The organism is Nonomuraea sp. CX421 (assembly GCF_059358955.1).
In genome coordinates, this window is the sequence record NZ_JCADBK010000005.1 from 76,232 (window position 1) to 98,585 (window position 22,354).

At 71.9% G+C, this 22,354-nt stretch carries 26 protein-coding genes; 23 read left to right on the plus strand and 3 right to left on the minus strand.

The features are described from left to right. Positions 1-48: 48 nt before the first annotated feature. The 15 genes from AC5L3X_RS11700 (at position 49) to AC5L3X_RS11770 (ending at position 14,012) form a co-directional block, all read left to right on the plus strand. Positions 49-597, plus strand: a complete 549-nt coding sequence (locus AC5L3X_RS11700; RefSeq protein WP_494856918.1) for a MaoC family dehydratase — start codon at positions 49-51, stop codon at positions 595-597. Beyond that, on the plus strand, positions 594-1,628 hold the full coding sequence (locus AC5L3X_RS11705; protein WP_494856919.1) for an LLM class flavin-dependent oxidoreductase: 1,035 nt from the start codon (positions 594-596) through the stop codon (positions 1,626-1,628). The genes AC5L3X_RS11700 and AC5L3X_RS11705 overlap by 4 nt, the downstream gene beginning before the upstream one ends. Continuing rightward, complete coding sequence (locus tag AC5L3X_RS11710) at positions 1,625-2,866, plus strand: CaiB/BaiF CoA transferase family protein (RefSeq protein ID WP_189123825.1); 1,242 nt, start codon at positions 1,625-1,627, stop codon at positions 2,864-2,866. The genes AC5L3X_RS11705 and AC5L3X_RS11710 overlap by 4 nt, the downstream gene beginning before the upstream one ends. Continuing rightward, positions 2,863-4,245 carry an MmgE/PrpD family protein gene (locus AC5L3X_RS11715; protein WP_494856920.1) on the plus strand — a complete coding sequence of 461 codons (1,383 nt, stop codon included), beginning with the start codon at positions 2,863-2,865 and terminating at the stop codon, positions 4,243-4,245. The genes AC5L3X_RS11710 and AC5L3X_RS11715 overlap by 4 nt, the downstream gene beginning before the upstream one ends. Then, entirely contained in the window at positions 4,242-5,456 is a 1,215-nt protein-coding gene (locus AC5L3X_RS11720; RefSeq protein WP_494856922.1) for a Rid family hydrolase, read from the plus strand. The genes AC5L3X_RS11715 and AC5L3X_RS11720 overlap by 4 nt, the downstream gene beginning before the upstream one ends. Then, positions 5,453-5,968, plus strand: coding sequence for an FAS1-like dehydratase domain-containing protein (locus tag AC5L3X_RS11725; protein ID WP_189123822.1), 516 nt, complete (start codon positions 5,453-5,455; stop codon positions 5,966-5,968). Before AC5L3X_RS11720 ends, AC5L3X_RS11725 begins: the two co-directional genes overlap by 4 nt. Then, positions 5,965-6,459: a MaoC/PaaZ C-terminal domain-containing protein gene (locus AC5L3X_RS11730; RefSeq protein WP_494856923.1), complete on the plus strand. Its 495-nt coding sequence runs from the start codon at positions 5,965-5,967 to the stop codon at positions 6,457-6,459. Before AC5L3X_RS11725 ends, AC5L3X_RS11730 begins: the two co-directional genes overlap by 4 nt. After that, on the plus strand, positions 6,456-7,604 hold the full coding sequence (locus AC5L3X_RS11735) for an acetyl-CoA acetyltransferase (RefSeq protein WP_494856924.1): 1,149 nt from the start codon (positions 6,456-6,458) through the stop codon (positions 7,602-7,604). Before AC5L3X_RS11730 ends, AC5L3X_RS11735 begins: the two co-directional genes overlap by 4 nt. Continuing rightward, the gene (locus AC5L3X_RS11740; RefSeq protein WP_225262574.1) at positions 7,601-8,047 is read left to right on the plus strand and encodes a Zn-ribbon domain-containing OB-fold protein; all 447 of its coding nucleotides are present in this window, start codon (positions 7,601-7,603) and stop codon (positions 8,045-8,047) included. The genes AC5L3X_RS11735 and AC5L3X_RS11740 overlap by 4 nt, the downstream gene beginning before the upstream one ends. Continuing rightward, entirely contained in the window at positions 8,048-9,208 is a 1,161-nt protein-coding gene (locus AC5L3X_RS11745; protein ID WP_494856926.1) for an acyl-CoA dehydrogenase family protein, read from the plus strand. It abuts the gene before it with no gap. Next, entirely contained in the window at positions 9,205-10,080 is an 876-nt protein-coding gene (locus AC5L3X_RS11750) for an HpcH/HpaI aldolase/citrate lyase family protein (protein WP_494856927.1), read from the plus strand. Before AC5L3X_RS11745 ends, AC5L3X_RS11750 begins: the two co-directional genes overlap by 4 nt. Before the next feature lie 147 nt (positions 10,081-10,227). Next, complete coding sequence (locus tag AC5L3X_RS11755) at positions 10,228-11,736, plus strand: class I adenylate-forming enzyme family protein (RefSeq protein ID WP_494856929.1); 1,509 nt, start codon at positions 10,228-10,230, stop codon at positions 11,734-11,736. Positions 11,737-11,763: 27 nt separating this feature from the next. Next, on the plus strand, positions 11,764-12,294 hold the full coding sequence (locus tag AC5L3X_RS11760) for a MaoC/PaaZ C-terminal domain-containing protein (protein ID WP_494856930.1): 531 nt from the start codon (positions 11,764-11,766) through the stop codon (positions 12,292-12,294). After that, complete coding sequence (locus tag AC5L3X_RS11765; protein WP_494856931.1) at positions 12,291-13,097, plus strand: enoyl-CoA hydratase/isomerase family protein; 807 nt, start codon at positions 12,291-12,293, stop codon at positions 13,095-13,097. Before AC5L3X_RS11760 ends, AC5L3X_RS11765 begins: the two co-directional genes overlap by 4 nt. Positions 13,098-13,109: 12 nt before the next feature. Continuing rightward, a complete protein-coding gene (locus tag AC5L3X_RS11770) occupies positions 13,110-14,012 on the plus strand; it encodes a TIGR03564 family F420-dependent LLM class oxidoreductase (RefSeq protein WP_494856932.1) in 903 nt (300 codons plus the stop codon). A gap of 110 nt (positions 14,013-14,122) precedes the next feature. On the opposite strand, the gene AC5L3X_RS11775 is transcribed toward AC5L3X_RS11770, so the two are convergent. Continuing rightward, a complete protein-coding gene (locus AC5L3X_RS11775) occupies positions 14,123-14,746 on the minus strand; it encodes a cysteine hydrolase family protein (protein ID WP_189123813.1) in 624 nt (207 codons plus the stop codon). Between the two features lie 17 nt (positions 14,747-14,763). Next, the gene (locus AC5L3X_RS11780; RefSeq protein ID WP_494856933.1) at positions 14,764-15,930 is read right to left on the minus strand and encodes an acyl-CoA dehydrogenase family protein; all 1,167 of its coding nucleotides are present in this window, start codon (positions 15,928-15,930) and stop codon (positions 14,764-14,766) included. Between the two features lie 178 nt (positions 15,931-16,108). Here AC5L3X_RS11780 and AC5L3X_RS11785 point away from each other — a divergent pair, with 178 nt between their 5' ends. From AC5L3X_RS11785 to AC5L3X_RS11800, 4 genes are read left to right on the plus strand one after another with little or no spacing between them, the layout of a single operon-like run. Beyond that, positions 16,109-16,948 carry a cupin domain-containing protein gene (locus AC5L3X_RS11785; RefSeq protein WP_494856935.1) on the plus strand — a complete coding sequence of 280 codons (840 nt, stop codon included), beginning with the start codon at positions 16,109-16,111 and terminating at the stop codon, positions 16,946-16,948. Further along, a complete protein-coding gene (locus AC5L3X_RS11790) occupies positions 16,945-17,766 on the plus strand; it encodes an alpha/beta fold hydrolase (RefSeq protein ID WP_494856936.1) in 822 nt (273 codons plus the stop codon). Before AC5L3X_RS11785 ends, AC5L3X_RS11790 begins: the two co-directional genes overlap by 4 nt. Beyond that, on the plus strand, positions 17,763-18,548 hold the full coding sequence (locus tag AC5L3X_RS11795; RefSeq protein ID WP_494856937.1) for an enoyl-CoA hydratase/isomerase family protein: 786 nt from the start codon (positions 17,763-17,765) through the stop codon (positions 18,546-18,548). Before AC5L3X_RS11790 ends, AC5L3X_RS11795 begins: the two co-directional genes overlap by 4 nt. Next, positions 18,548-18,952: a hypothetical protein gene (locus AC5L3X_RS11800; protein ID WP_494856938.1), complete on the plus strand. Its 405-nt coding sequence runs from the start codon at positions 18,548-18,550 to the stop codon at positions 18,950-18,952. Before AC5L3X_RS11795 ends, AC5L3X_RS11800 begins: the two co-directional genes overlap by 1 nt. Positions 18,953-18,976: 24 nt before the next feature. Here AC5L3X_RS11800 and AC5L3X_RS11805 read toward each other — a convergent pair whose 3' ends face one another. After that, complete coding sequence (locus tag AC5L3X_RS11805; RefSeq protein ID WP_494856940.1) at positions 18,977-19,498, minus strand: MarR family winged helix-turn-helix transcriptional regulator; 522 nt, start codon at positions 19,496-19,498, stop codon at positions 18,977-18,979. A 71-nt stretch (positions 19,499-19,569) separates the two neighbouring features. Here AC5L3X_RS11805 and AC5L3X_RS11810 point away from each other — a divergent pair, with 71 nt between their 5' ends. The 4 genes from AC5L3X_RS11810 to AC5L3X_RS11825 all read left to right on the plus strand — a co-directional run bounded on the left by AC5L3X_RS11810 (position 19,570) and on the right by AC5L3X_RS11825 (position 22,330). Beyond that, complete coding sequence (locus tag AC5L3X_RS11810; RefSeq protein ID WP_494856942.1) at positions 19,570-20,811, plus strand: FAD-dependent oxidoreductase; 1,242 nt, start codon at positions 19,570-19,572, stop codon at positions 20,809-20,811. Next, on the plus strand, positions 20,808-21,410 hold the full coding sequence (locus AC5L3X_RS11815; protein ID WP_494856943.1) for an NAD(P)-dependent oxidoreductase: 603 nt from the start codon (positions 20,808-20,810) through the stop codon (positions 21,408-21,410). The genes AC5L3X_RS11810 and AC5L3X_RS11815 overlap by 4 nt, the downstream gene beginning before the upstream one ends. Before the next feature lie 222 nt (positions 21,411-21,632). Further along, positions 21,633-21,764 carry a hypothetical protein gene (locus AC5L3X_RS11820; protein ID WP_494856945.1) on the plus strand — a complete coding sequence of 44 codons (132 nt, stop codon included), beginning with the start codon at positions 21,633-21,635 and terminating at the stop codon, positions 21,762-21,764. A gap of 239 nt (positions 21,765-22,003) precedes the next feature. Beyond that, entirely contained in the window at positions 22,004-22,330 is a 327-nt protein-coding gene (locus AC5L3X_RS11825; RefSeq protein WP_494856947.1) for a four-helix bundle copper-binding protein, read from the plus strand. The last annotated feature ends 24 nt before the right edge of the window (positions 22,331-22,354 follow it).

Sequence of the window (22,354 nt, forward strand, 5' to 3'; positions counted from 1 at the left end):
TTGCCTGGCATGCTCTACACTTTATATGTCTGACTTTAACCTTTCAGGGTGCGAAGCGAAGGGAAGCCGATGACGGCCAAGGATGGGTGGAAAGGGCGATTCTTCGAGGACTTCGAGGTGGGTGACATCTACCGGCATCCTCTCGGCCGCACCGTCACGGAGACCGACAACACCTGGTTCACGCTGCTCACGATGAACACGAACCAGATGCACTTCAACAGCGAGTACGCCGCGCGCTCCGAGTTCGGCAAGCCGCTGGTCGTCTCCACGCTGACCGTGGCCATCGCGGTGGGCCAGAGTGTCACCGACACCACCCAGAACGCGTTCGCCAACCTGGGCTGGGACGACATCAAGATGACGCACCCGGTCTTCGCCGGCGACACCCTCTACAGCGAGTCGCTGGTCCTGGAGAAGCGCGAGTCCAAGAGCCGCCCGCACGCCGGCATCGTCTCCATCCGCACCCGGACCCTCAACCAGGACGGCGACGAGGTGTGCTCCTTCAAGCGCACCTTCTACGTCTACAAGCGGGGCGCCGAGCAGCTGGAGAACATCTTCCCCACGGCGAAGAAGCCCTTCACGGCCGAGGACGACGCGTGAGGATCACCTTCGCCCCGTGGGGTGAGACCCTGGCGGAGCTCATGGACGTGGCCCGCCGAGCCGAGGCCGCCGGCGCCGAGGTCATCTGGGTCCCCGAGCTGCACCGCAGCGCCACCGTGGCGGCGGCCGCGCTGGCCACCGTCACCAGCCGGGCCCGGATCGGCACCGCCATCGCGCTCGCGTTCACCCGCAGCCCCATGATCACCGCGCTGGAGGCGCTGGACGTCGACGAGCTGTCCGGCGGGCGCTTCGTCCTCGGCCTCGGCACCGGCGTGCAGCGGCTGAACGAGGACTGGCACAACGTCCGCTTCGGCAAGCCGGTCGGCCACATGCGCGAGGCGGTGCGCAACATCCGCCACTTCTGGGAGAAATGCGCCACCGGCGAGCAGATCGACCTGCCCGGCGAGTACGAGCCGATGCGCATCCGCGGCTATGAGCGGCCCTTCGGCGTCCAGCGCACGGACATCCCGATCTACCTGGCCGCGATGGGGCCGGCGATGACCCGGCTGTCCGGCGCCATCGGCGACGGCTGGATCAGCCACGAGCTCTGCTCGCCGCGCTACCTGAGCGAGCGGATCCTGCCCGAGCTGGAGACCGGGATCGCCGGGGTGCCGGGCAAGAAGCGGGAGGACGTCGACGTCGTCGTCTCCGCCTGCTGCTCCGTCTCCAAGGACCGGAGCACGGCCGTGCGCCGCGTGACGGGCCTGGTCGGGTTCTACGCGAGCGTCCGCACCTACGCCGACTTCTTCGCCTTCCACGGCCTGGCCGACCAGCAGCAGGCCGTCATCGACGCGTTCCGCCAGGGCAAGGGCGCCGAATACCTCGCCGACTCCGTGTCCGTCGAGATGGTCGACGCGCTCACCATGGCGGGCGACCGCGACCAGGTGGCCGAGCGCATCGCCGCGTACGAGGGCAAGGCCGACTCGGTCAAGCTGAGCCCGCCCACCCACGGGCTCACCACCGCCGAGACGCGCGCGGCACAGGACGAGCTCCTGTCCCTCATGGCAGACCTCACAGGGAGCGGTTCATGAAACCACTGGAAGACGTCCGGATCATCGCCGTCGAGCAGTACGGCGCCGGACCGTTCGGCAGCGTCCACCTCGCGGACCTGGGCGCCGAGGTCATCAAGATCGAGGACCCGCGGGTGGGCGGCGACGTCGGCCGCTACGTCCCGCCGTACGGTGAGGAGGAGGACTCCCTCTTCTTCGAGACCTTCAACCGCAACAAGCGCAGCCTGTCGCTCGACCTGTCGACGCCGGCCGGCCGCAAGGTCTTCGAGGACCTGGTGAAGGTCTCCGACGTGGTCTACTCCAACCTGCGCGGCGACGTGCCCAAGAAGATCGGCATCACCTACGACGATCTCAAGCACCTCAACCCGGCCATCGTCTGCTGCTCGCTCACCGGGTTCGGGATGACCGGCCCGAGGAGCAAGGAGCCGGGCTACGACTACATCCTGCAGGGCCTGGCCGGCTGGATGGACCTGACCGGCGAGCCCGACGGGCCGCCCGCCAAGTCGGGGCTGTCGCTGGTCGACTACTCGGGCGGGTTCGTCGCCGCCATCGCGCTGCTGGCCGGGCTGCACGCGGCCCGCCGCGACGGCGTCGGCATGGACTGCGACGTCAGCCTGTACGACACGGCCATCGGGCTGCTGACCTACCCGGCGACCTGGCACCTGAACGCTGGGTTCACCCCGGTCCGCACCCGGCACTCGGCGCACCCCTCGCTGGTGCCCTTCCAGGCGTTCGAGGCGAGCGACGGCTGGCTGGTGGTCGGCTGCGCGAAGGAGAAGTTCTGGGCGCGGCTCGCCAAGGTCGTGGGCCATCCCGAGTGGGCCGAGCCCGGCTCCCGGTTCGGCTCGTTCGCCGACCGGCAGCGCAACAGCGCCGAGCTGCTCCCGCTGCTGGAGGAGATCTTCACGCGGCGCACCGTGGCCGAGTGGCTGGAGGTGCTCTACGCGGCCGCGATCCCCTGCGGCCCGATCAACGACGTGGCCCAGGCCATGGAGGAGGAGCACACCAAGGCGCGCGGCCTGCGGGTGACGACCGAGCACCCGCGCTTCGGCACGGTCGAGCAGATCGCCTCCCCCGTGCGGGTCGGCGACCAGCCGCCGTCCTACCGCCGGGCGCCGCTCCGCAACGAGGACTTCGAGCTGGTGGTGCGCGACATCGCCGGCTATGACGAGGCGACGGTCCGCGAGCTGGCCGCGCAGGGCGCGTTCGGCGACCCCGGCACGGTGCCCGGCGTCGAGGCGGAGGCGTCCGCGCGATGATCGCACGGGAGCTGGCGGTGTGGGGGCTCGGCGTCACCGAGATCCCCGAGCCGGTGCGCCGGGCGGCCGTCCGGCACCTGCTCGACGGGTTCGGCACCGCGCTCGGCGCCTACCGCACCGGGGCCGCGACGCCCGCGATCGAGGTGGCGCGCGGACTCGGCGGACCGCCCGAGGCGGCGATCCTGGGCACCGGCGAGCTGCTCTCGGCGCCCGCCGCCGCGCTGGCCAACGGCACGCTCGTGCACGCCCTCGACTTCGACGACACGCACGCGGGCGGGCTCGTGCACGCCACCGCCGTCGTGCTCCCGGCCGCGTTCGCCGTGGGCCAGCAGGTCGGCGCGACGGGCCGCGAGGTGCTGACCGCGGCCGTGGTCGGCTACGAGACCGTCTGCCGGGTGGCCGCCGCCGCTCCGCACGGCTTCCACGCCCGCGGACTGCACGCCACCATGGTCGCGGGCGTCTTCTCCTCGGCCCTGGTCACCGCGCGGCTGCTCGGCCTCGACGCCGAACGGGCGGTCGCCGCGCTGGGCATCGCGGGCAGCCAGGCGGGCGGCCTGCTGGCCTTCCTCGGCACCGGGGCGTCGACCAAGCAGCTGCATCCGGGGTTCGCCTCGCAGGCGGGCATCATCGCGGCCCGCCTGGCCGCGGCCGGCGCGACCGGGCCCGAGACGGTCTTCGACGGCCCGCACGGCGTCTTCGACACGCTCTCGGCCGCACCGGCCGACCTGCCGTCGATCGTCGCCGGCCTCGGCGAGAGCTGGGAGACCACCCGGATCGGGATCAAGCCGTACGCCGCCTGCCAGCTCTCGCACGCGACCGTGGGCGCGACGCTGGAGGCGATGGCGCGCGAGCCGTTCGGCCCCGGCGACGTCGCCGGGATCCGTGCCCAGGTCCACCCCGACTCGGCCTCGGTGGTCTGCGACACCTCCCGTGACCTCACCCGCCCGGCCAGCCCGTACGCCGCCAAGTTCTCGCTCCCGTGGACCGTGGCGGCGCTGGTGACCGACGGCGGGCTGAGTCTCGGCACGTTCGAGACCGGCTCCATCGCCCGGTCCGAGGTGAGCGAGCTGGCCGCCCGGGTCCGCTGGGACGTGACCGACTTCCCCGGCGTCGTCGCCGCCGACGCCCCGGGCCGCGTCACCGTCACGCTCAAGGACGGTCGCGAGGTGACCGGGGCCGTCCGGCGCAGCGAGGGCGGCGGCGACAACCCGCTCAGCCGCGCCTCCCTGATCGCCAAGTTCGAGGGCAACGCGGGCGGCCCGGCGACCGACCTGGTCGAGGCGATCGAGTCGCTCGAGTCGCTCGGCGAGCAGCCGGACGCCGCCGCGGTCATGCGGGCCGCGGCCGGCTTCATTCACAGCAGGCAGGAGTTCAGATGACGTTGCGAGCGATCAAACCCGCCGAGTTCCCCTGGTTCCCGTACGAGGGGTTCACCTTCTGCCTTGGCCTGACTGAGGACGGCGTGGCCTGGTCCTCCGGTCACACGGCCGCCGCGCACGACGCGGCCGTCGGCAAGATGACCGTCTCGGGCACCATGGAGCAACAGGCGCGCATCGCCTACCGCAAGGTGCTGACCATCATCGAGGCCGCCGGGCTCGGCCCGGACGACGTCGTGCACGTGACGGAGAACGTCACGGTCGCCGGGCTGGCCGACTACGCGGCGGCCGCGGCCGTGCGCGAGGAGGTCTTCGGCGCGCACCGGCCGACGGTCACGACGGTGGTCGTCGAACGCCTGGTGCGCTCGGCCGCCCTGCTGGAGGTCGAGCTGCACGCGGTGCCCGGCGGCGGCGCGGAGCTGCTGGCGGCCAGTGAGCCGCGCCAGGCCGGCACGTGGGTGTCGTCGCCGGTGCGCGAGGGCCACGACGGCACGGTGCACCTGCCGACCATGGTGCCGATCGACGCCTCGGGCGACGTGGTGAGCCCCGGCGACTTCGCCGGACAGTACGCCTACTGCCTGGACCGGGCCGACGCGCTGCTGCGCGACGCCGGGCTGTCGCTCGACAACGCGGTCACCACGTACGACTACTCGACCCCGGCGACGCGCGAGGTCTACCGCAAGAGCCACCGGGTGCGCAAGGAGCGGCTCGGCGGCGCGGGCGTCTACCCGGGCGCCGGCGGCATCCTGATGAGCCGCCTGCACCACCCGGAGGCGCTGGTCGCGATCGACGTGACGGCGTCGCGGCATCCGCTGGAGCTGGTGAACCCTGGCTGGTCCCGCTACGACACCCTCACCTACGCGCCCGGTGTCCGGGCCGGCCGGACCCTGTTCATGTCGGGGTTCGCGGCGCTCGACATGGAGACCCAGCAGGCGCTGCACCCGGGCGACCTGCGGGCCCAGGCCGAGGAGACCTACGGCGCGATCCTGCACCTGCTCACCCACGCCGGGCTCGGCCCGGCCGACCTGCTGTCGACGATCGAGTTCTGCGTCGAGTCGGCGCTGCCCGACTACCGCGTGGTCGCTCCGGTGCGCGAGCGGCTGCTGTCGCCGCCGTGGCCGGCCTCGACCGGGGCCATCTGCAAGGGGCTGCTGCGGCCGGAGTTCCTGCTCGAGGTGTTCCCGACCGCGCTCTACCCGGAGGAGGCGTCATGACGCTGCTCACCGATGACATCCGGGCGCTCGTCGGCCGCAGGAAGGTCTACACCGCGCCCGAGGAGTTCGGCGCCGCGTCGGGCCGCTACTTCGGCCTCGCGATCGGCGACCACAACCCGCTCTACTCCGACCCGGAGTACGCCCGGGCGCAGGGCCTGTCCGGCGTGACCGCGCCGCCGACCCTGATCTGCGAGACCAACCAGTACGCCAACCTGCCGTTGACGCCCGACGGCGACGCGGGTCACAACTGGGGCATCGAGATCGCGGGCACCCGCAAGGTGCGCGGCGGCAACTCCTACACCTTCCACCGCCGCATCCGTCCCGAGGACGTCATCACGGCGACCTGGGAGATCGCGGACGCGACCGAGAAGACCACCCGGTCCGGCTCGGAGATGCTGATCATCACCTCGCGGGCCACGTACACCGACCAGCACGGCGAGGTGCTCGCGGAGAACGAGGAGACCATCATTTTCGTTTCGCTGGAACCAGGGGCATCGGGAGCCGGGGCATGACGTACGAAGCCGGACAGGAGCTCCCCCCGCTCGAACGCCGGATCGGGCTGGCCGACATGATCGCCTATGCCGGGGCCACCTGGGACTGGTACCGCCTGCACTACGACCCCGAGTTCGTCGCGAAGCAGAAGCTCCCGGCGCCGGTCGTCGACGGGCAGGTGTTCGGCGCGCTGCTGGTCGAGCAGATCCAGGACTGGCTGGGCCCGCGGTGCTTCGTGCACAAGCTGGACTTCTCCTTCAAGGCGCTGGTCTTCGCCGAGGAGACCGTCCGCTGCGAGGGCACGGTGACCGAGGTGGGCGACGGCTACCTGGTGCTGGAGCAGCGGGTGGTCGTGGTCGGCGCCGACGGCGGCGTGGACCGGGTCGCCGCCGGGCCCGCGCACGCCACGGTGCTGCTCGGCACGCCGGACGGGCCGGGCGCGACGTCGGGCACGCACTCCGGCACGCGCTCCGGCGCGGGCTCGGCTTCAGGTGAGGCAGGGGCGCGATGAGCACGGGTGTCGCCATCGCGGGCGCCGCCGAGTGCGACCTCGGTGTCACCGGCAAGTCGATCCTCGGGCTGCAGGCGCAGGCGGTCGGCCGGGCGCTCGCCGACGCGGGGCTGAGCCTGCGCGACGTCGACGGCCTCGCCACGACCGGCGTCTCCCGGTTCTCGGCGACCCAGCTGGCCGACTACTTCGGGCTGCGGCCTCGCTGGACCGACTCGACGTTCGCGGGCGGCTCGGCGTTCGAGATGTTCGTGGCCCGCGCCACCCAGGCGATCCAGGCCGGCCAGGCCGAGACGGTCGTCATCAGCTTCGCCTCCAACCAGCGCTCGGCCCGTTCGCGCTCGCTCGGCGGCGTGGTCGAGGAGCACACGCCGGAGGCGCAGTTCGAGACCCCGTACGGCCCGCTCTACCCGCTCTCCTACTACGCGATGGCCGCGCAGCGCTACCTGCACGACTTCGGCGGCACGCACGAGGAGCTGGCCGAGATCGCGGTCGCGGCGCGCGAGTGGGCGCTGCTGAATCCGGCCGCCTTCCGCTACGGCACGCGCCCGCTGACCGCGGCCGAAGTGGTCGGCGCCAAGCCGATCTCCAGCCCGCTGACCGCGCTGGACTGCTGCCTGGTCACCGACGGCGGCGGCGCGATCGTGCTGACCACCCTGGAACGGGCCCGCGACCTGCGGAAGAAGCCGGTCGAGATCCTCGGCTACGGCGAGCGGACCACCAACACCTCCATGACCGCCGTGCCCGACCTGACCGTGACCGGCGCCGTCGGCTCCGGCGCGGACGCGTTCGCGCGGGCGGGGGTGACCCCGGCCGACATCGACGTGGTCCAGGTGTACGACTCGTTCACGATCACGGTGGCGCTGACGCTGGAGGCGCTGGGCTTCTGCGGCCGGGGTGAGGCGCTCGGCTGGATCGCGGGCGGCCGGATCCGTCCCGGCGGCGACTTCCCGCTCAACACCTCGGGCGGCGGCCTGTCCTACTGCCACCCGGGCCAGCTCGGCATCCTGCTGCTGATCGAGGCGGTGGCGCAACTACGCGGCGAGGCGGGAGCCCGCCAGGTTCCGGGCGCGCGGCTCGCGCTCGCCCACGGCACGGGAGGCATCCTGTCCACGCACGCCACGGTGGTGCTGGGGGTGGAGGCGTGAACCCGCCCGAGGTCCCGGCGCCCGACGAGATCACCGCGCCCTGGTGGGAGGCCACCCGGGAGCACCGGCTGCTCGTGCAGACCTGCGTCCGCTGCGCCGGAGCGCAGCATCCGCCGCGGGCGCTGTGCGTCCACTGCGGGCACGACGCCCTGGGCTGGTCCGGCTCGTCCGGGCTGGGCGTCGTCGACTCCTTCACGGTCGTGCACCGCGCGCCCCGGCCGGAGCTGGAGGTCCCGTACGTCATCGCCCGCGTCCGTCTGGCGGAGGGCGTCATCCTCCTCACCCGGCTCGAAGGCCGCGACCCCGGCGCGTGGGCCATCGACGACCCGGTCCGGGCCACCTGGGTGGACCTCGACGACGGGCGCGCCCTGCCGGTGTTCGTCCCCGCCGGCCCTTCACCCACGACGGAGCCCGAGCCGGCTCCGGAGCAGAGAGGCAGCTAAGTGGATTTCCAGTTCAACGAGGACCAGCGTGAGTTCCGCGCGCTGCTGCGCGAGTTCGTCGACCGCGAGATCATCCCGGTGGCCCGCGACTGGGAGCACTCCGGCCGCTACCCGACCGAGATCGTCGACGGCATGCGGGAGATGGGCCTGTTCGGGATCACCATCCCGGAGGAGTACGGCGGTCTCGACCTCGACCCGGTCTCGTTCGCGCTGGTCTTCGAGGAGATCGCGCGCGGCTGGATGGGCATCGCCGGCATCCTGGGCAGTCACTCGCTGGCCTGCCGGATGATCGCGATGCGCGGCACCGAGGAGCAGAAGCGTAAGTACCTGCCCGACCTCGCCGCCGGCACGCGCCGCACCGGCATCGGCCTGACCGAGCCCGACGCGGGCACCGACCTGCAGGGCATCCGTACGACGGCGCGGCTCGACGGCGACCACTACGTGGTCAGCGGCACGAAGACGTGGATCACCAACGCCCGCTACGCCGACCCGCTGCCGGTCCTGGTCAAGACCGACCCGACCACCACCCCGGCGCACAAGGGCATGAGCATCCTGCTGGTGGAGCCGTCCCTGGACGGCTACGAGGTCACCAAGGACCTGCCGAAGCTCGGCTACAAGGGCACCGAGTCGTGCGAGATCGTCCTCGACAACGTCCGCGTGCCCAAGGAGAACCTGCTCGGCGGGGTCGAGGGCAAGGGCCTGCAGCACGCGCTCTCGGCGCTGGAGTGGGGCCGGGTGAACATCGCCGCCCGCTCGGTCGGCATCGCCCAGCGCGCCCACGACGAGGCGTTCGCCTACGCCAAGCAGCGCAAGGCGTTCAAGCAGCCCATCTCCGACTTCCAGGCGATCCAGCTCAAGCTGGGCAACCTGTCGACGCAGATCCAGGCCGCGCGGCTGATGGCGTACTGGGCGGCCGACGCGGTCCGCGCGGGCCGGGCCGACGGCGCGACGGGCATGGCGAAGATCTTCTGCTCGGAGGTCGCGCTGGAGGCGTCGATCGACGCGATGAAGATCCACGGCGGCTACGGCTACTCCACCGAGTACGAGGTCGAGCGGCTCTACCGCGACGCGATCCTGATGAGCATCGGCGAGGGCACCAACGACATCCTGCGCACCGTGGTGGCGAAGTCGGTGCTCAGCGGCGAGACGGTGGTGCGGTGAGCCTCGCCGGAACGCTGCCGCGCAGCTACCTGTTCGTCCCCGGCGACGCCCCGGACAAGCTCGCCAAGGCCCTGGGGCGCGGCGCCGACGCGCTGATCGTCGACCTGGAGGACGCCGTACCACCGGAGGGCAAGGAGGCGGCCCGGCGCGCCGTCGTCGCCTGGCTGCGCTCGGGCCTGGACACGGGCGGCGCCCAGCTCTGGGTCCGGGTCAACAGCGGCCACCTGCGGGTGCCGGACGTACGCGAGCTGGCCGGCATCCCCGCGCTGACCGGGCTGGTGCTGGCCAAGGCGGAGGACGCGGCCGACGTGGCGACCGTCGCCGAGCTGCTCGCCGCCTCGGGCGACGACGACACCCTGCTGATGCCGCTGCTGGAGACCGCGGGGTCGATCCTGGACGCCCGGGAGATCGCCCGCGCTCCCCGGGTGCACCGGCTGCAGATCGGCGAGGTGGACCTCACGGCCGACGCCGGGCTGCTGCCCGGACCGGACGAGGCGGAGCTGGCCTGGCCGCGGAGCATGGTCGTGCTGGCCAGCGCGGCGGCCGGGATCGACCCGCCGGTCGGGCCGGTCTCGCGGCTCACCAGCGATCCGGAGGCTCTGACGCTGTCCACCGAGCGGGTGCGCAGGCAGGGCTTCGTCGGGCGGGCGTGCATCCATCCCGCACAGCTGCCGATCGTGCACCGGGTCTTCACGCCGTCCGCCGCGGAGATCGCCGAGGCGCAGGAGGTGCTGGCCGCGTTCGACCGGGCCTCGGCCGCCGGCTCGGGCGTGGTCCTCGACTCCCAGGGCCGCATGCTGGACGCCGCGGTGATCCGGCTGGCCCGCCGGACGCTCGGCACCGCGTCCGGCGAGTCCATCTCGACGAAATAGATCTGACATATCCGGACCATAGGCTTTCACCGCCCAGCACTAGCCTTTTGAGGCTAGCTAAGCCGAAAGATCAGACGATAACCTGGCGGCGGCGGGTCAGGGCTCGTGGCCCAAGAGGAACAGGAGTGGCAGGCAGCAATGGCGGACATGAACATTGCCAGCGGGATCCGCGAGTTCGCGATCAGCACACCGGGTGCCACAGCGGTGGTCGACGGTGACAGGCGGCTGACCTTCGCCGAGCTCGACGATCGCAGCAACCGGGTCGCCACCCTGCTGGTGGACGCCGGCCTCGAGCCGGGCGACCGCGTCGCCGTGCTGTGCGGCAACCGGATGGAGTACGTCGAGATCGCCGCGGCCGCCGGTAAGGCGGGCGTCGCCATGGTGCCGCTCAACCCGCGCGGCACCGCGCAGGAGCACGCCTCCCTGATCTCCCGGTCCGGCGCGCGGGGCCTGATCGCCGACGACGCGTTCGAGGCCAACGTGCCCGAGATGGCGGAGATCCTGCCGCTCGCCCTGTCCCTCGGCAAGCAGGACTGGGGGCGGCCGTACGAGCAGGCCCTGGCGGGCGCTCGCGCGGTCGACCCGAAGGTCCGGGTCAGCGAGACCTCTCCGTTCTGCGTGCAGTACACCTCCGGCACGACCGGCCTGCCCAAGGGCGCGCTGCTCACCCACCGCTCCCGGGTCCTCACCATGCTGGGCTGCGCCGTCGACTTCGGCCTCGGGCCGGGCAAGCGCACCGCGGCGGTCGCCCCGATGGCGCTCGGCGCCGGGTTCGCCTTCGCCTACGCGGGCCCGTTCATGGGCGGCCAGACGTCCATGCTGCGCCGCTGGGATCCCGAGCAGCTCCTGTCCATGATCGAGCGCGACCGGCTGCAGACCATCTTCCTGGTGCCGACCCACGCGATGACGCTGCGCCAGGTGATGGAGGGGTCGTCCCGGAAGTACGATCTGTCCAGCCTGGAGACCCTTTACTTCAACGCCGCCGCCCTGCCGGTGCCGCTGAAGGAGTGGGTCGTCGAGACGTTCCCGCATGTCGGGGTGCACGAGCTCTACGGTTCGACCGAGGCCGGCATCGTGTCCAACCTGCGGCCCGCCGACGCGCTGCGCAAGGCCGGCACGGTGGGTCACCCCTGGTTCATGACCGAGGTCAAGCTGCTCGACGAGGACGGCCGGGAGGTGCCGGACGGCGAGCCGGGCGAGCTGTTCGGCCGCTCGCCGTACAACATGATCGGCTACCTCGACGACCCCGAGGCCACCGCCGAGGCGATCCGCCCCGACGGCTTCCTCACCTCGGGTGACGTGGCCGTGCGCGACGAGGAGGGGTTCATCCGCCTGGTCGACCGCAAGAAGGACATGATCATCTCCGGGGCGGCCAACATCTACCCCCGCGAGGTCGAGAACGTGCTCCAGACCTGCGAGGAGGTCGCCGAGGCGGCCGTGGTGGGGCTGCCCGACGAGACCTGGGGCGAGCGCGTGGCGGCGTTCGTCGTGCCCCGGGAGGGCCACGACGTCGACTTCGACGCCCTTGACGCGACCGTGCGCGAGCACCTGGCCGCCTACAAGGCGCCGAAGGAGTGGCGGACCGTCGACGAGCTGCCCAGGAACGCCAACGGCAAGATTCTCAAGCGGGTTCTGCGCGACACGTACAAGAGCTGACACCCACCCCCAAGCCGGGAGGAACCCATGACCGCCGACCTGACCGGCTCGCTGCGACCGGTGCTCCCCGTCGCTTTCGCGAAGGGCGCCCGGTTGCGCACTCCGGGACGGACCCTGACCGACGGCGACTTCTCCGCGATCATCAACGCGACCTGGGAGAACGGCCCGCTCCATACCGACGACCAGTACATGACCGCCACCTCGTTCGGCCGCCGGATCCTCGGCGGCCCGTGCCTGGTCGCGATCACCGCCGGGCTCACCTCGAACACGATGTACGCGAGCTGGGCCGCCGCCGGAGTCGACTGCCACGCGGCGCTCGGCATCGACGAGGTCCGCTACCTGGCTCCCGTCCACGTGGGCGACACGATCACCGTGGAGATCGAGGTGACCCGGTTCGAGCCGACGACCGGCGGCTCCGCCCTGTTCGGCGAGGTCCAGGACGTGCTGCGCAACCAGGACGGCACCGCGGTGCTCCGGATGCGCCGCGGCTACCTGCTCAAGCCCATCGAGGAGCCCATCGAGGAGCCGGTCGAGAAGCCGGCGGAGGAGCCCGCGTGAGCGTGCCCGTCGAGGAGTCGCCCTTCGCCACGCTCCGGGTCAGCCGCGAGGACCGGGTCCTGCTCGTGGTGATGGACCGGCCCGAGGTGCTCAACGCCTACGACGGGCGGATGGTGGCCGAGCTGCGCGCGGTCTGGCGGGCCTTCCGCGACGACGACCGCCTGCGGGTCGCCGTGCTGACGGGCGCCGGCGACCGCGGCTTCTCCACCGGCCTCGACGTCGACGACACCCTCGCGACCGGCGTGGCCAGCCCCTCGCTCGACGAGGACGGCCGGGTCGCGATCACCCACCGCGACCTCAGGGTGAACAAGCCCGTCGTCGTCGCCGTCAACGGCTTCTGCTGCGCCGGCGGCTGGCACTTCGTCAACGACGCCGACATCGTGCTCTGCTCCGACAACGCCACCTTCTTCGACACGCACGTCGACGTCGGGCTGGCCAACCCGGTGGAGGCGGTCGGGCTGCTCAGCCGCCTGCCGCTGACCGAGGTGCTGCGCATGGTGGTGAGCGGGCGCTCCTACCGACTGGGCGCCGAGCGGGCCCGCGAGCTGGGCCTGGTCACCGAGGTGCTGCCACGGGCGGAGCTGACCGCCCGCGCCATGGAGATCGCCCAGACCGTGGCCCGCCACCCCTCCGGCCTGCTGGCGAGCAGCCTGGAGACCATCTGGACGGCGGTCGACGACCAGCGGGCCCGGGCCGAGGCGCTCGGACTGGCCCTGCTCGCCCGCGCCTCCACCGACGCCGCGCGGCGTGAGTCGCTGGTCGCCTTCCGCGAGCCAGGTCCCGGCTCGTCGTCCCCGTCCTGAGAGAGGCACGCCTTGGACATCGGAATCTTCGGCCACGTCGAGAGCATCGACCAGATCACCGCCGACCTGCGCTCGGCCGCCGCCGACGGCATCGCGAGCTTCTGGCTCACCCAGGCGTTCGGCACCGACACGCTCAACGTGATCGGCGCGGTCGCCCGCGACCTGCCCGGCCTGCGCGTCGGCACGGCGGTGGTGCCGGTCTACCCCCGCCACCCGATGGCGCTCGCCCAGCAGGCGCTGACTACCAACCTGCTCGTCGGCGGGCGGCTGACCCTGGGCATCGGCCCGTCGCACCCCAACGTGGTGGAGCCGTGCTGGGGCCTGTCGTACGAGCGTCCCGCCCGCTACATGCGCGAGTACCTGCAGGCGCTGACCGGCGCGCTGACCCAGAAGGTGCGGTTCAGGGGCGAGGTGCTGACGGCCCGCGGCGACCTGGACATCCCCGGCGCCCCGATCCCCCGGGTGCTGGTGGCCGCGCTAGGCCCCAAGATGCTGGAGATCACCGGCACGCTGGCCGACGGCACCGTGACCTGGATGGTCGGCCCGCGTACCCTCAAGGAGCTGACCATCCCGACGATCAGGGAGGCCGCCGCGGCCGCCGGCCGTCCCGATCCTGAGATCGTGGTGCCGCTGCCGGTCTGCGTCACCCGCGACCCGGCCGCCGCCCGCGCGCTCGCGGAGGAGAACCTCCGCTGGTACGGCGGGCTGCCGTCCTACCGGGCCATGCTCGACCGGGAAGGCCACGAGACGCCGGGTCAGATGGCCGTCATCGGCGACGCCGACGGCGTGGCCGCCGAGATCGAGAGCCTGGCCGGGCTCGGGGTGACCACGTTCGCCGCGAACATCTTCGGCGACGAGGACGAGCAGGCGGCGACGCGCGAGCTGATCGCCCGCCTGGCCGCCGCCCGCCGGTAGCCCGCGCACCCGGAACGGGCCGTCCTGGAGGGGGCGGCCCGTTCACGTCCGCCGGCAGCCCGCGCACGCGGAACCGGCCCTCTTGAGGTGCGGCCCGTTCGTCGAGCCACTCAGCCCTCGGCGGGCTCCGGGGCGGCCCAGGCGCGCAGCACCTCGTCCACCGAGTTCACCCAGCCGAAGGTGAAGCCGATGGTGGTGAGCGCGTGCTCGTGCCGGGCCGGGTCGAACTCGGCGGTCGCGTCGCGGATCACGTGCGCGAGGTAGTCGCGCTGGCCGGCGTCCCTGGCCGTGGTCTCGACACAGATGTTCGTGGTCACGCCGGCGATGACCAGCGACCGGATGCCGAGCGAGGTGAGGATCGGCTCCAGGCGGGTGCCGTAGAACGAGCTCGGCCGCGCCTTGTCGATGACGATGTCGCCGGGGGCGGGTGCCAGCTCGTCGATGATCTCCGCGTCCCAGGAGCCGGCGGCCAGCGAGTTGACCTCCTTCATCGCGGGCACGAGGACCGTGGGGAGCAGGCCGGCGTCGGTGTAGTCGGGGTGGTAGACGTAGCGGGTGTAGATGACCGGCACGCCTGCCTCGTGGGCGGCCTCGATCAGCGTCTTGCAGCCCGCCACCGCCGGGCGGAGTTCCTGGTACGGCATGCCGATCGCGGCCATCGAGCCCTTGGCCTCGATGAAGCCGTTCTGCATGTCGACGACCAGCAGTGCCGTGTTCTCGCGGGTGATGTCCACCGGGTCTCCTGTCAGGGTCAGTAACTTCTCGGCAGGCCCATGGACTCACCGAGGATGTTGCGGATCATGTCGTTGCTCACCGGGCTGAACAGCTGCAGCCGCGCGTCCCGGAAGTACATCTGCATCGCCGACTCCTCGGCCAGGCCGGACGCCGCCATCGCCCGCATGCCGCGGTCGACGATCCGCGCGGTCGACTCGGCGGCGACGAGCTTGGCCATGGCCGACATCTCCAGCGACGGCTCGCCGGCCTCGATGGACCGGACCGCCGCGTCGACCAGCGCCCGCGAGGCCGTGAGGTCGGCGATGGAGTCGGCGGCGGCGTGCTGCAGCGCCTGGAAGGCGCCGATCGGCCGCCCGAACGCCTCCCGCTCCTTGAGGTGCGACACGTGCAGGTCGAGCGCCGCCCGTCCGATGCCCAGGCTCAGCCCGGCGGCGAGCACCCGCTCCACGTCCAGCGTCTTGCCGAGGATCGACATCGCCCGCCCGCGTGCGCCGACGAGGTTGTCCAGCGGGGCCACCGCGTCGTCCAGGAAGATCTCGCAGGTCCCGGCGGCGCGCATGCCGGCCAGGTGGACCCGGCGGACGGTGACCCCTTCCTGGTCGAGGGGGACCGCGATCAGGCTGAGGCCCCGGGACCTCCGGCCTTCCTCGGCCGGGTCCGTACGGCACAGCACGAAGGCGACCTCGGCCTCGTGGGCGAGCGAGATCCACAGTTTCTGTCCCTTGACGACCCACCGGTCGTCGTCCACCCGGGCCGAGGTGCGCAGGCCCAGCAGGTCGGTGCCGACGTCGGGCTCGCTCAGCCCGAACGCGCAGACCTTCGCACCGGAGGCGATCTCGGGCATCCAGCCGGCCACCGGCGAGCCGGCCCCGTCGCCCAGCATCCGCATCGCCATGCCGCAGACCACGTAGTCGACGGCCAGGCTGGGCAGCACGCGGGCGATCTCCTCCACCACGGCCACGGCGTCGCCGACGGTGCCGCCCGAGCCGCCCGAGGTCTCGTCACCGCCGAGGCCGAGCAGCCCCGCCTCGCCCAGCGCCGCCCAGGCCGCCGAGGCGAACGCCCCCTCACGATCCACCGCGAGCGCTCGGTCGGCGGGCAGGTGCCTGCCGAGGAGGGATTCCACCAGCTCGCGCAGGTCCGCCCGTTCGGGCGACTCCTGGAATGGCCTCGTGTTGAGCACGTCCCCTCCTTGTCAGCAAAAATCTGATGTATGTGCTAGAGAATGTCAAGGGCTGCCGTCTCCTGGCTAGACCACTGATGAGATGGTTTCAGCTGGAACCTTCTACCCATTGACAGGCCCGCGCCAGCCGACGATATCGTTACGTCTGACATATACGGGTCCAGAGAGGGGCGCGCAGATGGCGGGCGAGGTGACGATCGTCGACGGCTCGACCCTTCCCTGGGTGAACGGCCGCGCGGTCTACGACTCGATGGAGCCGGCCTTCCGGGACAACCTCGGAGACCCGGACCGGGTCCTGGACCTGTTCTCCCGCTACTGGATGCGGTCGCTCTGGCTCGATCCGGCGACCTCCCGCCGCATCGACCACGTCCGGACCGAGCCGGGCTACCGCGACCTGTGCGAGGCGTACCACGACAGCGTGGAGGAGGCCCTGTTCCTCGGCGGCGACGCCACGCTCAGCGCCGAGGGCGACTTCCAGGCCGGCGACTACTTCTGGCGTCCGCCGGGCTGGGTGCACGCCGCCGTCTCCGGCCAGGGCTTCGAGTGCGTCCTGATGATGGAGGGCGAGGCGCCCGCCGAGGCCAGCGGCCGGGTCTCCCGGGTGATCCGCCCCGACGAGGAGGCGGGTCACAACCCCCTCGCCGACGACGGCGACCCGATCGGGCCGCGCGGCTACGTCCGCCGGATGGAGAGCCGCTTCATGGTGTGGCGCGACCACGACGACTCGGTGACCCGGCTCACCACCGCGGACGGCCCGGCCCTGAAGTCCAAGACGCTGAGCCACAACGCCGTCTCCGGCAGCGCCTCCGTGCTCGTCCAGGTGCCGCCCGCGTGGACCGGCACGGTCGCCGCCACCGGCCGCGAGCGGTTCCTCATCCTCACGGAGGGCTCCCTGACCGCCGGTGACGCGACCCTGGAGCCGTGCTCCCTCGTGCACATCCCGCCCGGCGCGCCGGGCCCCTCGATCGGCAGCGTCGGCGGCGCCACTCTCCTCGTCAAGGTGGGATCACCGCGATGAGGACGATCGGCGGCTACGCCGAGACCGAGTGGGGCCAGGTCCACTACCGGCGCAACGGCGAGTCCGGCCCGTGGATCGGCCTGTTCCACGAGTCCCCGCTCTCGTCCCGCGTCTACGAGGCCGTGCTGCCGCTGCTCGGACGGCACGCGCGCGCCGTCGCCTTCGACACGCCCGGCTACGGCGCGTCCGATCCGCCGCCCAGCCGTCACACCGAGATCCCCGACTACGCCCGCGTGCTGGCCCAGGCCGCCGCGCGCATCGGGATGGAACGCCCCGTGCTCGGCGGCGTGCACACGGGCGCGTCCCTGGCGATCGAGACGGCGGCCGCGCTGCCCGGCGGGGTCTCCGGCCTGGTGCTGAGCGGCGTCGCGCTGCTCGACGACGCCGAACGCGCCGCCTACCTGTCCCGGTGGACCCCCGAGGTGCCCTTCGACGACCACGGCGCCCAGTTCGGCTGGGGCGTCGAGCGCTACCGCCGCATCTGGGGCGCGGACGTGCCTCCGGAGCTGCTGCACCTGGCCGTGGTCGAGCTGATGCGCACCCACGACCGCTACGACTGGGCCTACCAGGCGGCCTTCCGGCACGACCCGGCCGCCTCGCTCGCGGCCGAGCCGGCGCCGGTGCTGCTGCTCGACGCGGAGTTCGACCTGCTCGCCGACAAGGACCCGCGCGCGCTGGAGCTGGCCCGCGACGCCCGCCTCGTCACCCTGGCCGGCCTGCCCGGCCAGCCCCATCTGCGCGTCCCCGACAGGTACGCCGCCGAGATCCTGGCGTTCGCCCGCGAGATCACGCCCGAGGCAAGGGAGCCGCTTTCATGACCACCGTCGAGACGCACGTGACCGGCACGGTCTTGAAAATCACCCTCAACGGCCCGGACCGGCTGAACAGCCTCTCCCCCGACGTCATCGACGGCCTGAACACCGCCCTCGACGCCGCCGAGCGGGACACCTCGCTCAGGTCCATCGTGATCACCGGGGTCGGCAAGGCCTTCTGCGTCGGCATGGACATCGGCTTCCTCGGCGAGTGCTTCGGGGATCCGGCCGGCGTGTTCGTGCCGTTCATCCGCAGGTTTCACGCGTTCCTCGACCGGCTGGAGGCGTTCCCCCTGCCCTCGGTCGCGGCCGTCAACGGCCTGGCCCGCGCGGGCGGCTTCGAGCTGCTGCTGGCCTGCGACTTCGTGGTGGCCGCCGACGAGGCGCGGGTCGGCGACACGCACAGCGACTTCGGCATCATCCCCGGGGCAGGCGCCTCCCAGCGCGCCCCGCGCAAGCTGGGCGACCAGCGGGCCCGCGCGCTGTTGCTCACCGGCCGCTGGCTGACCGGCCCGGAGATGGTCGGCTGGGGGCTCGCCCTGGCCAGCGCCCCGTCGGCCGGGCTGGACGACGAGGTCGCCCGCCTCACGGACTCGCTGGCCGGCCGTTCCCGTACGGTCACCGCGACCATCAAGCAGCTCCTGAACGCGGCCCCCGACCTGCCGCTGACCGAGGGCCTGCGCCTGGAGCGCGAGCTGTTCACCCGTTTCCACGAGGAGGTCGCCGACGCCGACGAGGGCTACCGGGCCTACGTGGAGAAGCGCGAGCCGGTCTGGGGCGACGCCTGATGAGCGAGACGTTCAGCACGCCGTCCGTCGAGGTGACCCAGCCCCTGATCGACGGGCTCGTCGGCCTCGGCGGCTACACCCATCCGCTGTTCAACCTGGCCGCCGGCGAGCTGTCGCAGGGCGTCCGCGCCCCGATGCCCGGCCAGGGGGTGCTGCTGCTGGCGGGCGGGCTGGTCGAGCAGTCGGGCCTGCTGGACGACGCGATCGCGCTGGTCGAGCTGCGCGAGGTGCGCTTCCTGAAGATGCTCAGAGCGGGCACCACGCTGCGCGTCGACCTCACGCCCGGCACGTCCAGCCGGACCAGCAGCGGGAAGATCCTCCGGCACTACCGGTGGTCGGCGGTCGACGGCCACGGCGACCAGGTCCTGGAAGCCACCGCCGTCATGCTCCTGCGCGCCCCCTGACCACCGGCGCGCCCCACTCCTCGATCAGCGGCGAGGCCGGCCGGGCTGGTCGTGACCGCCCGACTGGCGGCGGCGCAGCTCGGCGGCCTCTGACTCCATGATGTCGGCCAGGCCGGTCACGAAGGTCACGATGGCCCCGAGCTGATCCTCGCTGAAGGAGGAGGTCAGATCGGCCACGCGGTGCGTGAGGCCGGTGAAACTCTCGGCCAGTTCGCGGTCGCGCCCGGGGTCCGCGATCGGGTGAACCAGGGTGCGGCGCCCATCCGAGGGGTCGGGCCTGCGGGCGACCAGGCCCGCTCGTTCCAGCCGGCCGAGAAGCTGCGCCATGGCGGCCGAGGACATGCCGGTCTGCTGGGCGAGCCGGGTCGGGTTGGCCGGGCCGGTGCGCAGCAGCAGCTCCAGGCAGCGCCAGTCGGTCACGTTGATGCCCAGCTGCTCGGCGACGGCCGTATGGAACAGGACCACGCCGGTGCCCAGACGGCCGCCCAGCTCGCGTCCGAGGCGCGCCAGTGCCTGCTCGGTGCTCACCTGCGCCCTCTCCGTCACGGGGTTGACTTTACTCCACGATATAGCTAATTCTTTTTAGCTAAAAGAGTTAGTTATCGAGGAGGCTCAGCATGTCCTTACGTGTCCTCGTCGCCGGTGGCGGCATCGGCGGGCTCTGCCTGGCGCAGGGCCTGCGTCAGGCGGGCGTCGACGTCGCCGTCTTCGAACGCGCGCCTTCCCCGTCCGCCTTCCGGGAGGGCTACCGCCTGCACATCAGCCCGGAAGGCAGCCGCGCCCTGCACACCTGCCTGGGCGCCGACCTCTTCGCGACCGTCCAGGCGACCTCGGGCCGTCCGCCCAGGGCCATGAGCTTCCTGACCGAGCGTCTGGCCGAGCTGCTCTCCGTCGAAGTCCTCCCCGACCAGGCCGAACCCGACCCGATAGCCGCGCACCGCTCGGTCAACCGCTACACGCTCAGGCAGATCCTGCTCTCCGGCCTCGACGACGCCACGCACTTCGACAAGGAGTGCACGGGCTACGAACGGCACGACGACGACAAGGTCATCCTTCGGTTCGCCGACGGCACCACCGCTGACGGGACCGTGGTGATCGGCGCCGAAGGCGGCCACTCGGCCGTGCGCGCACAGCTCCTGCCGCACGCCGGACGTCAGGAGACAGGCATGGTCTCCATCGGCGGTCGCCTGCCGCTCACCGGCGAGACGGCCTCCCTGCTCCCGCCGCACCTCGCGCGCGGTCCCGCGTCCATCCTCGCCCCGCACGGCCTCAGCCTGTTCATCGCCACCCATCAGGCCGTCGTGTCCGACCGGCACCGCCACCTCGCGCCGGCCGACGCGGGTGATCAGATCGTCTGGGGGTTCACCGGTCCGCGCGACTCCTTGCCCATCACCCACCACTCGCGGCCGGATCCGCGCCGGCTGGTGCTGGACCACCTGCACGGATGGGACCGGCGGCTGCGCTCGCTCGTGGAGCAGTCGGACCCGGCCACCGTCAACGCCACCCTCCTGCGCACGGCCGTTCCGATCGAGCCCTGGTCACCCAGCAACGTGACCGTGCTCGGAGACGCCATCCACAGCATGCCGCCCTCCCTGGGAATGGGCGCCAACATCGCGCTTCGCGATGCCGAGGTCCTCACCCAGAAGCTGGCGGCCGTACACGATGGGCGCCTTCCGCTGGTGCGGGCCATCGGCGAGTACGAACGGGAGATGCGCGGGTACGGCTTCGCCGCCGTCAGTGCCTCCAACCGGGCCCTCCGCCAGTCGGCGATGACCAACCCGTTCGCCTTCGCCGCGACCAAGGCGGCGATGCGGCTGCTGAACGCCCTCCCCCCGGTCAAGAAGCGGATCTTCCGATGAGGATCGTCGTCTTCGGGAGCACCGGCCGGACCGGCCGCCTCGTGGTGAGCCGAGCGGCTCGCCTGGAACACCAGGTCGTCGCCTTCACCCGTGGCACACCGCCGCCCGACGGCGCGTCACGGGTGGTGATCGGTGATCCGCACGACCCGCGAGCCGTGCGGGAGGCCGTGGCCGGAGCCGATGCGGTGATCTCCACGTTGCCAGGCGGCGACCGCCGCGCGCCGCACTTCGTCGCGGACGCGACCCGGACGATCGTCACCGCCATGTCCGAGCTCGGCGTCCGGCGCGTGGTGGTCACCAGCGCGTATCCCATCGTCGCCGACCGTCCCCGGCCGGCGGTGGGGTTGCTGCGCCTGCTGCTGGCCACGCCCTACGCCGACGTGGCCGCGATGGAGCGGATCGTCTCGTCCAGCGATCTGGACTGGACGATTCTCCGGCTCAACCGCCTCATCGACGGCCCTGCCACAGGCGAACTCAAGGTCAGTCACGACCTGTTCACCCGTCCGCGTGCCCTCCTCCGGACGGATGTCGCCGCCCTTCTCCTCCAGACCGTCCAGAACCCCGACCTGATTCGCATGGCGGTCAACATCAGCGGTTGAGCCAGGGCCTGTCCAGTTCGGGCAGCTCGAACACGACGAACCACCGCAGGATCGAAAATCTCCCTGATCCCGGTGTCGGGGGCGACGGCGGTCATCGCCGCCGCCGTAGCCACCGTCGCCTTCAACGGCGGCGGCATGCTCGCGGTCCGGCTCAGGCCCTGCTCGACCGCCTCGGCCCAGCGCTAGCACCGTCCGGCCTTCAGCGACGGTGTGCACAGGCTGGTGAGCGTCCCCTCGGGCATGGCTCTGTCCATCGGCAAAGAGTTCGCCGGTAAACGCCCGCCGACGGCGTTCATCCTCTACGGCCCTTACACCGGCTCAGCCGACCAGCGCGTCACACTCCTGGACGGCTGAGCCGCGAGGCGGGCCGGGCTGCTCGATCGGACCCCACGCCGCGTCCTGAACGCGCACCGAGTCCGGATGATCCAAGGTCCTGTCATCGTGGATCAAAGGTTCCGACCCTTCCAACCCCTTCTGTCTGATTTGGGGTATTCCACGACGTGGAAACCCTTCGGTCGCCTCCCCTCTACGGGCGCGGCCGGACGTCGACACAGGAGGAAATAATGCGAAGTGAGGGGCAGATGAGTCCCGAGATGCAGCGATGCATCGACGCCTGCATGGAGAGCCACCGGGCCTGCGAGCAGACCATGAGCTACTGCCTGCAGCAGGGTGGCAAGCACGTCGACATGGCGATGATGGGCGCGCTCATGGACTGTTCGGACATCACCCGCATCTGTGCGGACATGATGATGCGCCAGTCGCCGATGGCGATGGAGATGGCTCGGATGTGCGCCCAGGTGGCCACCAGGTGCGCCGAGGCGTGCATGACCATGAGCAGCGACGCGACCATGAAGCGCTGCGCCGAGAAGTGCAAGGCCTGCGCCGAGGCGTGCAGGGCCATGGCGGCCATGCCCGCCTGAGAGCCCGTCCCGTGACAGCCCTGC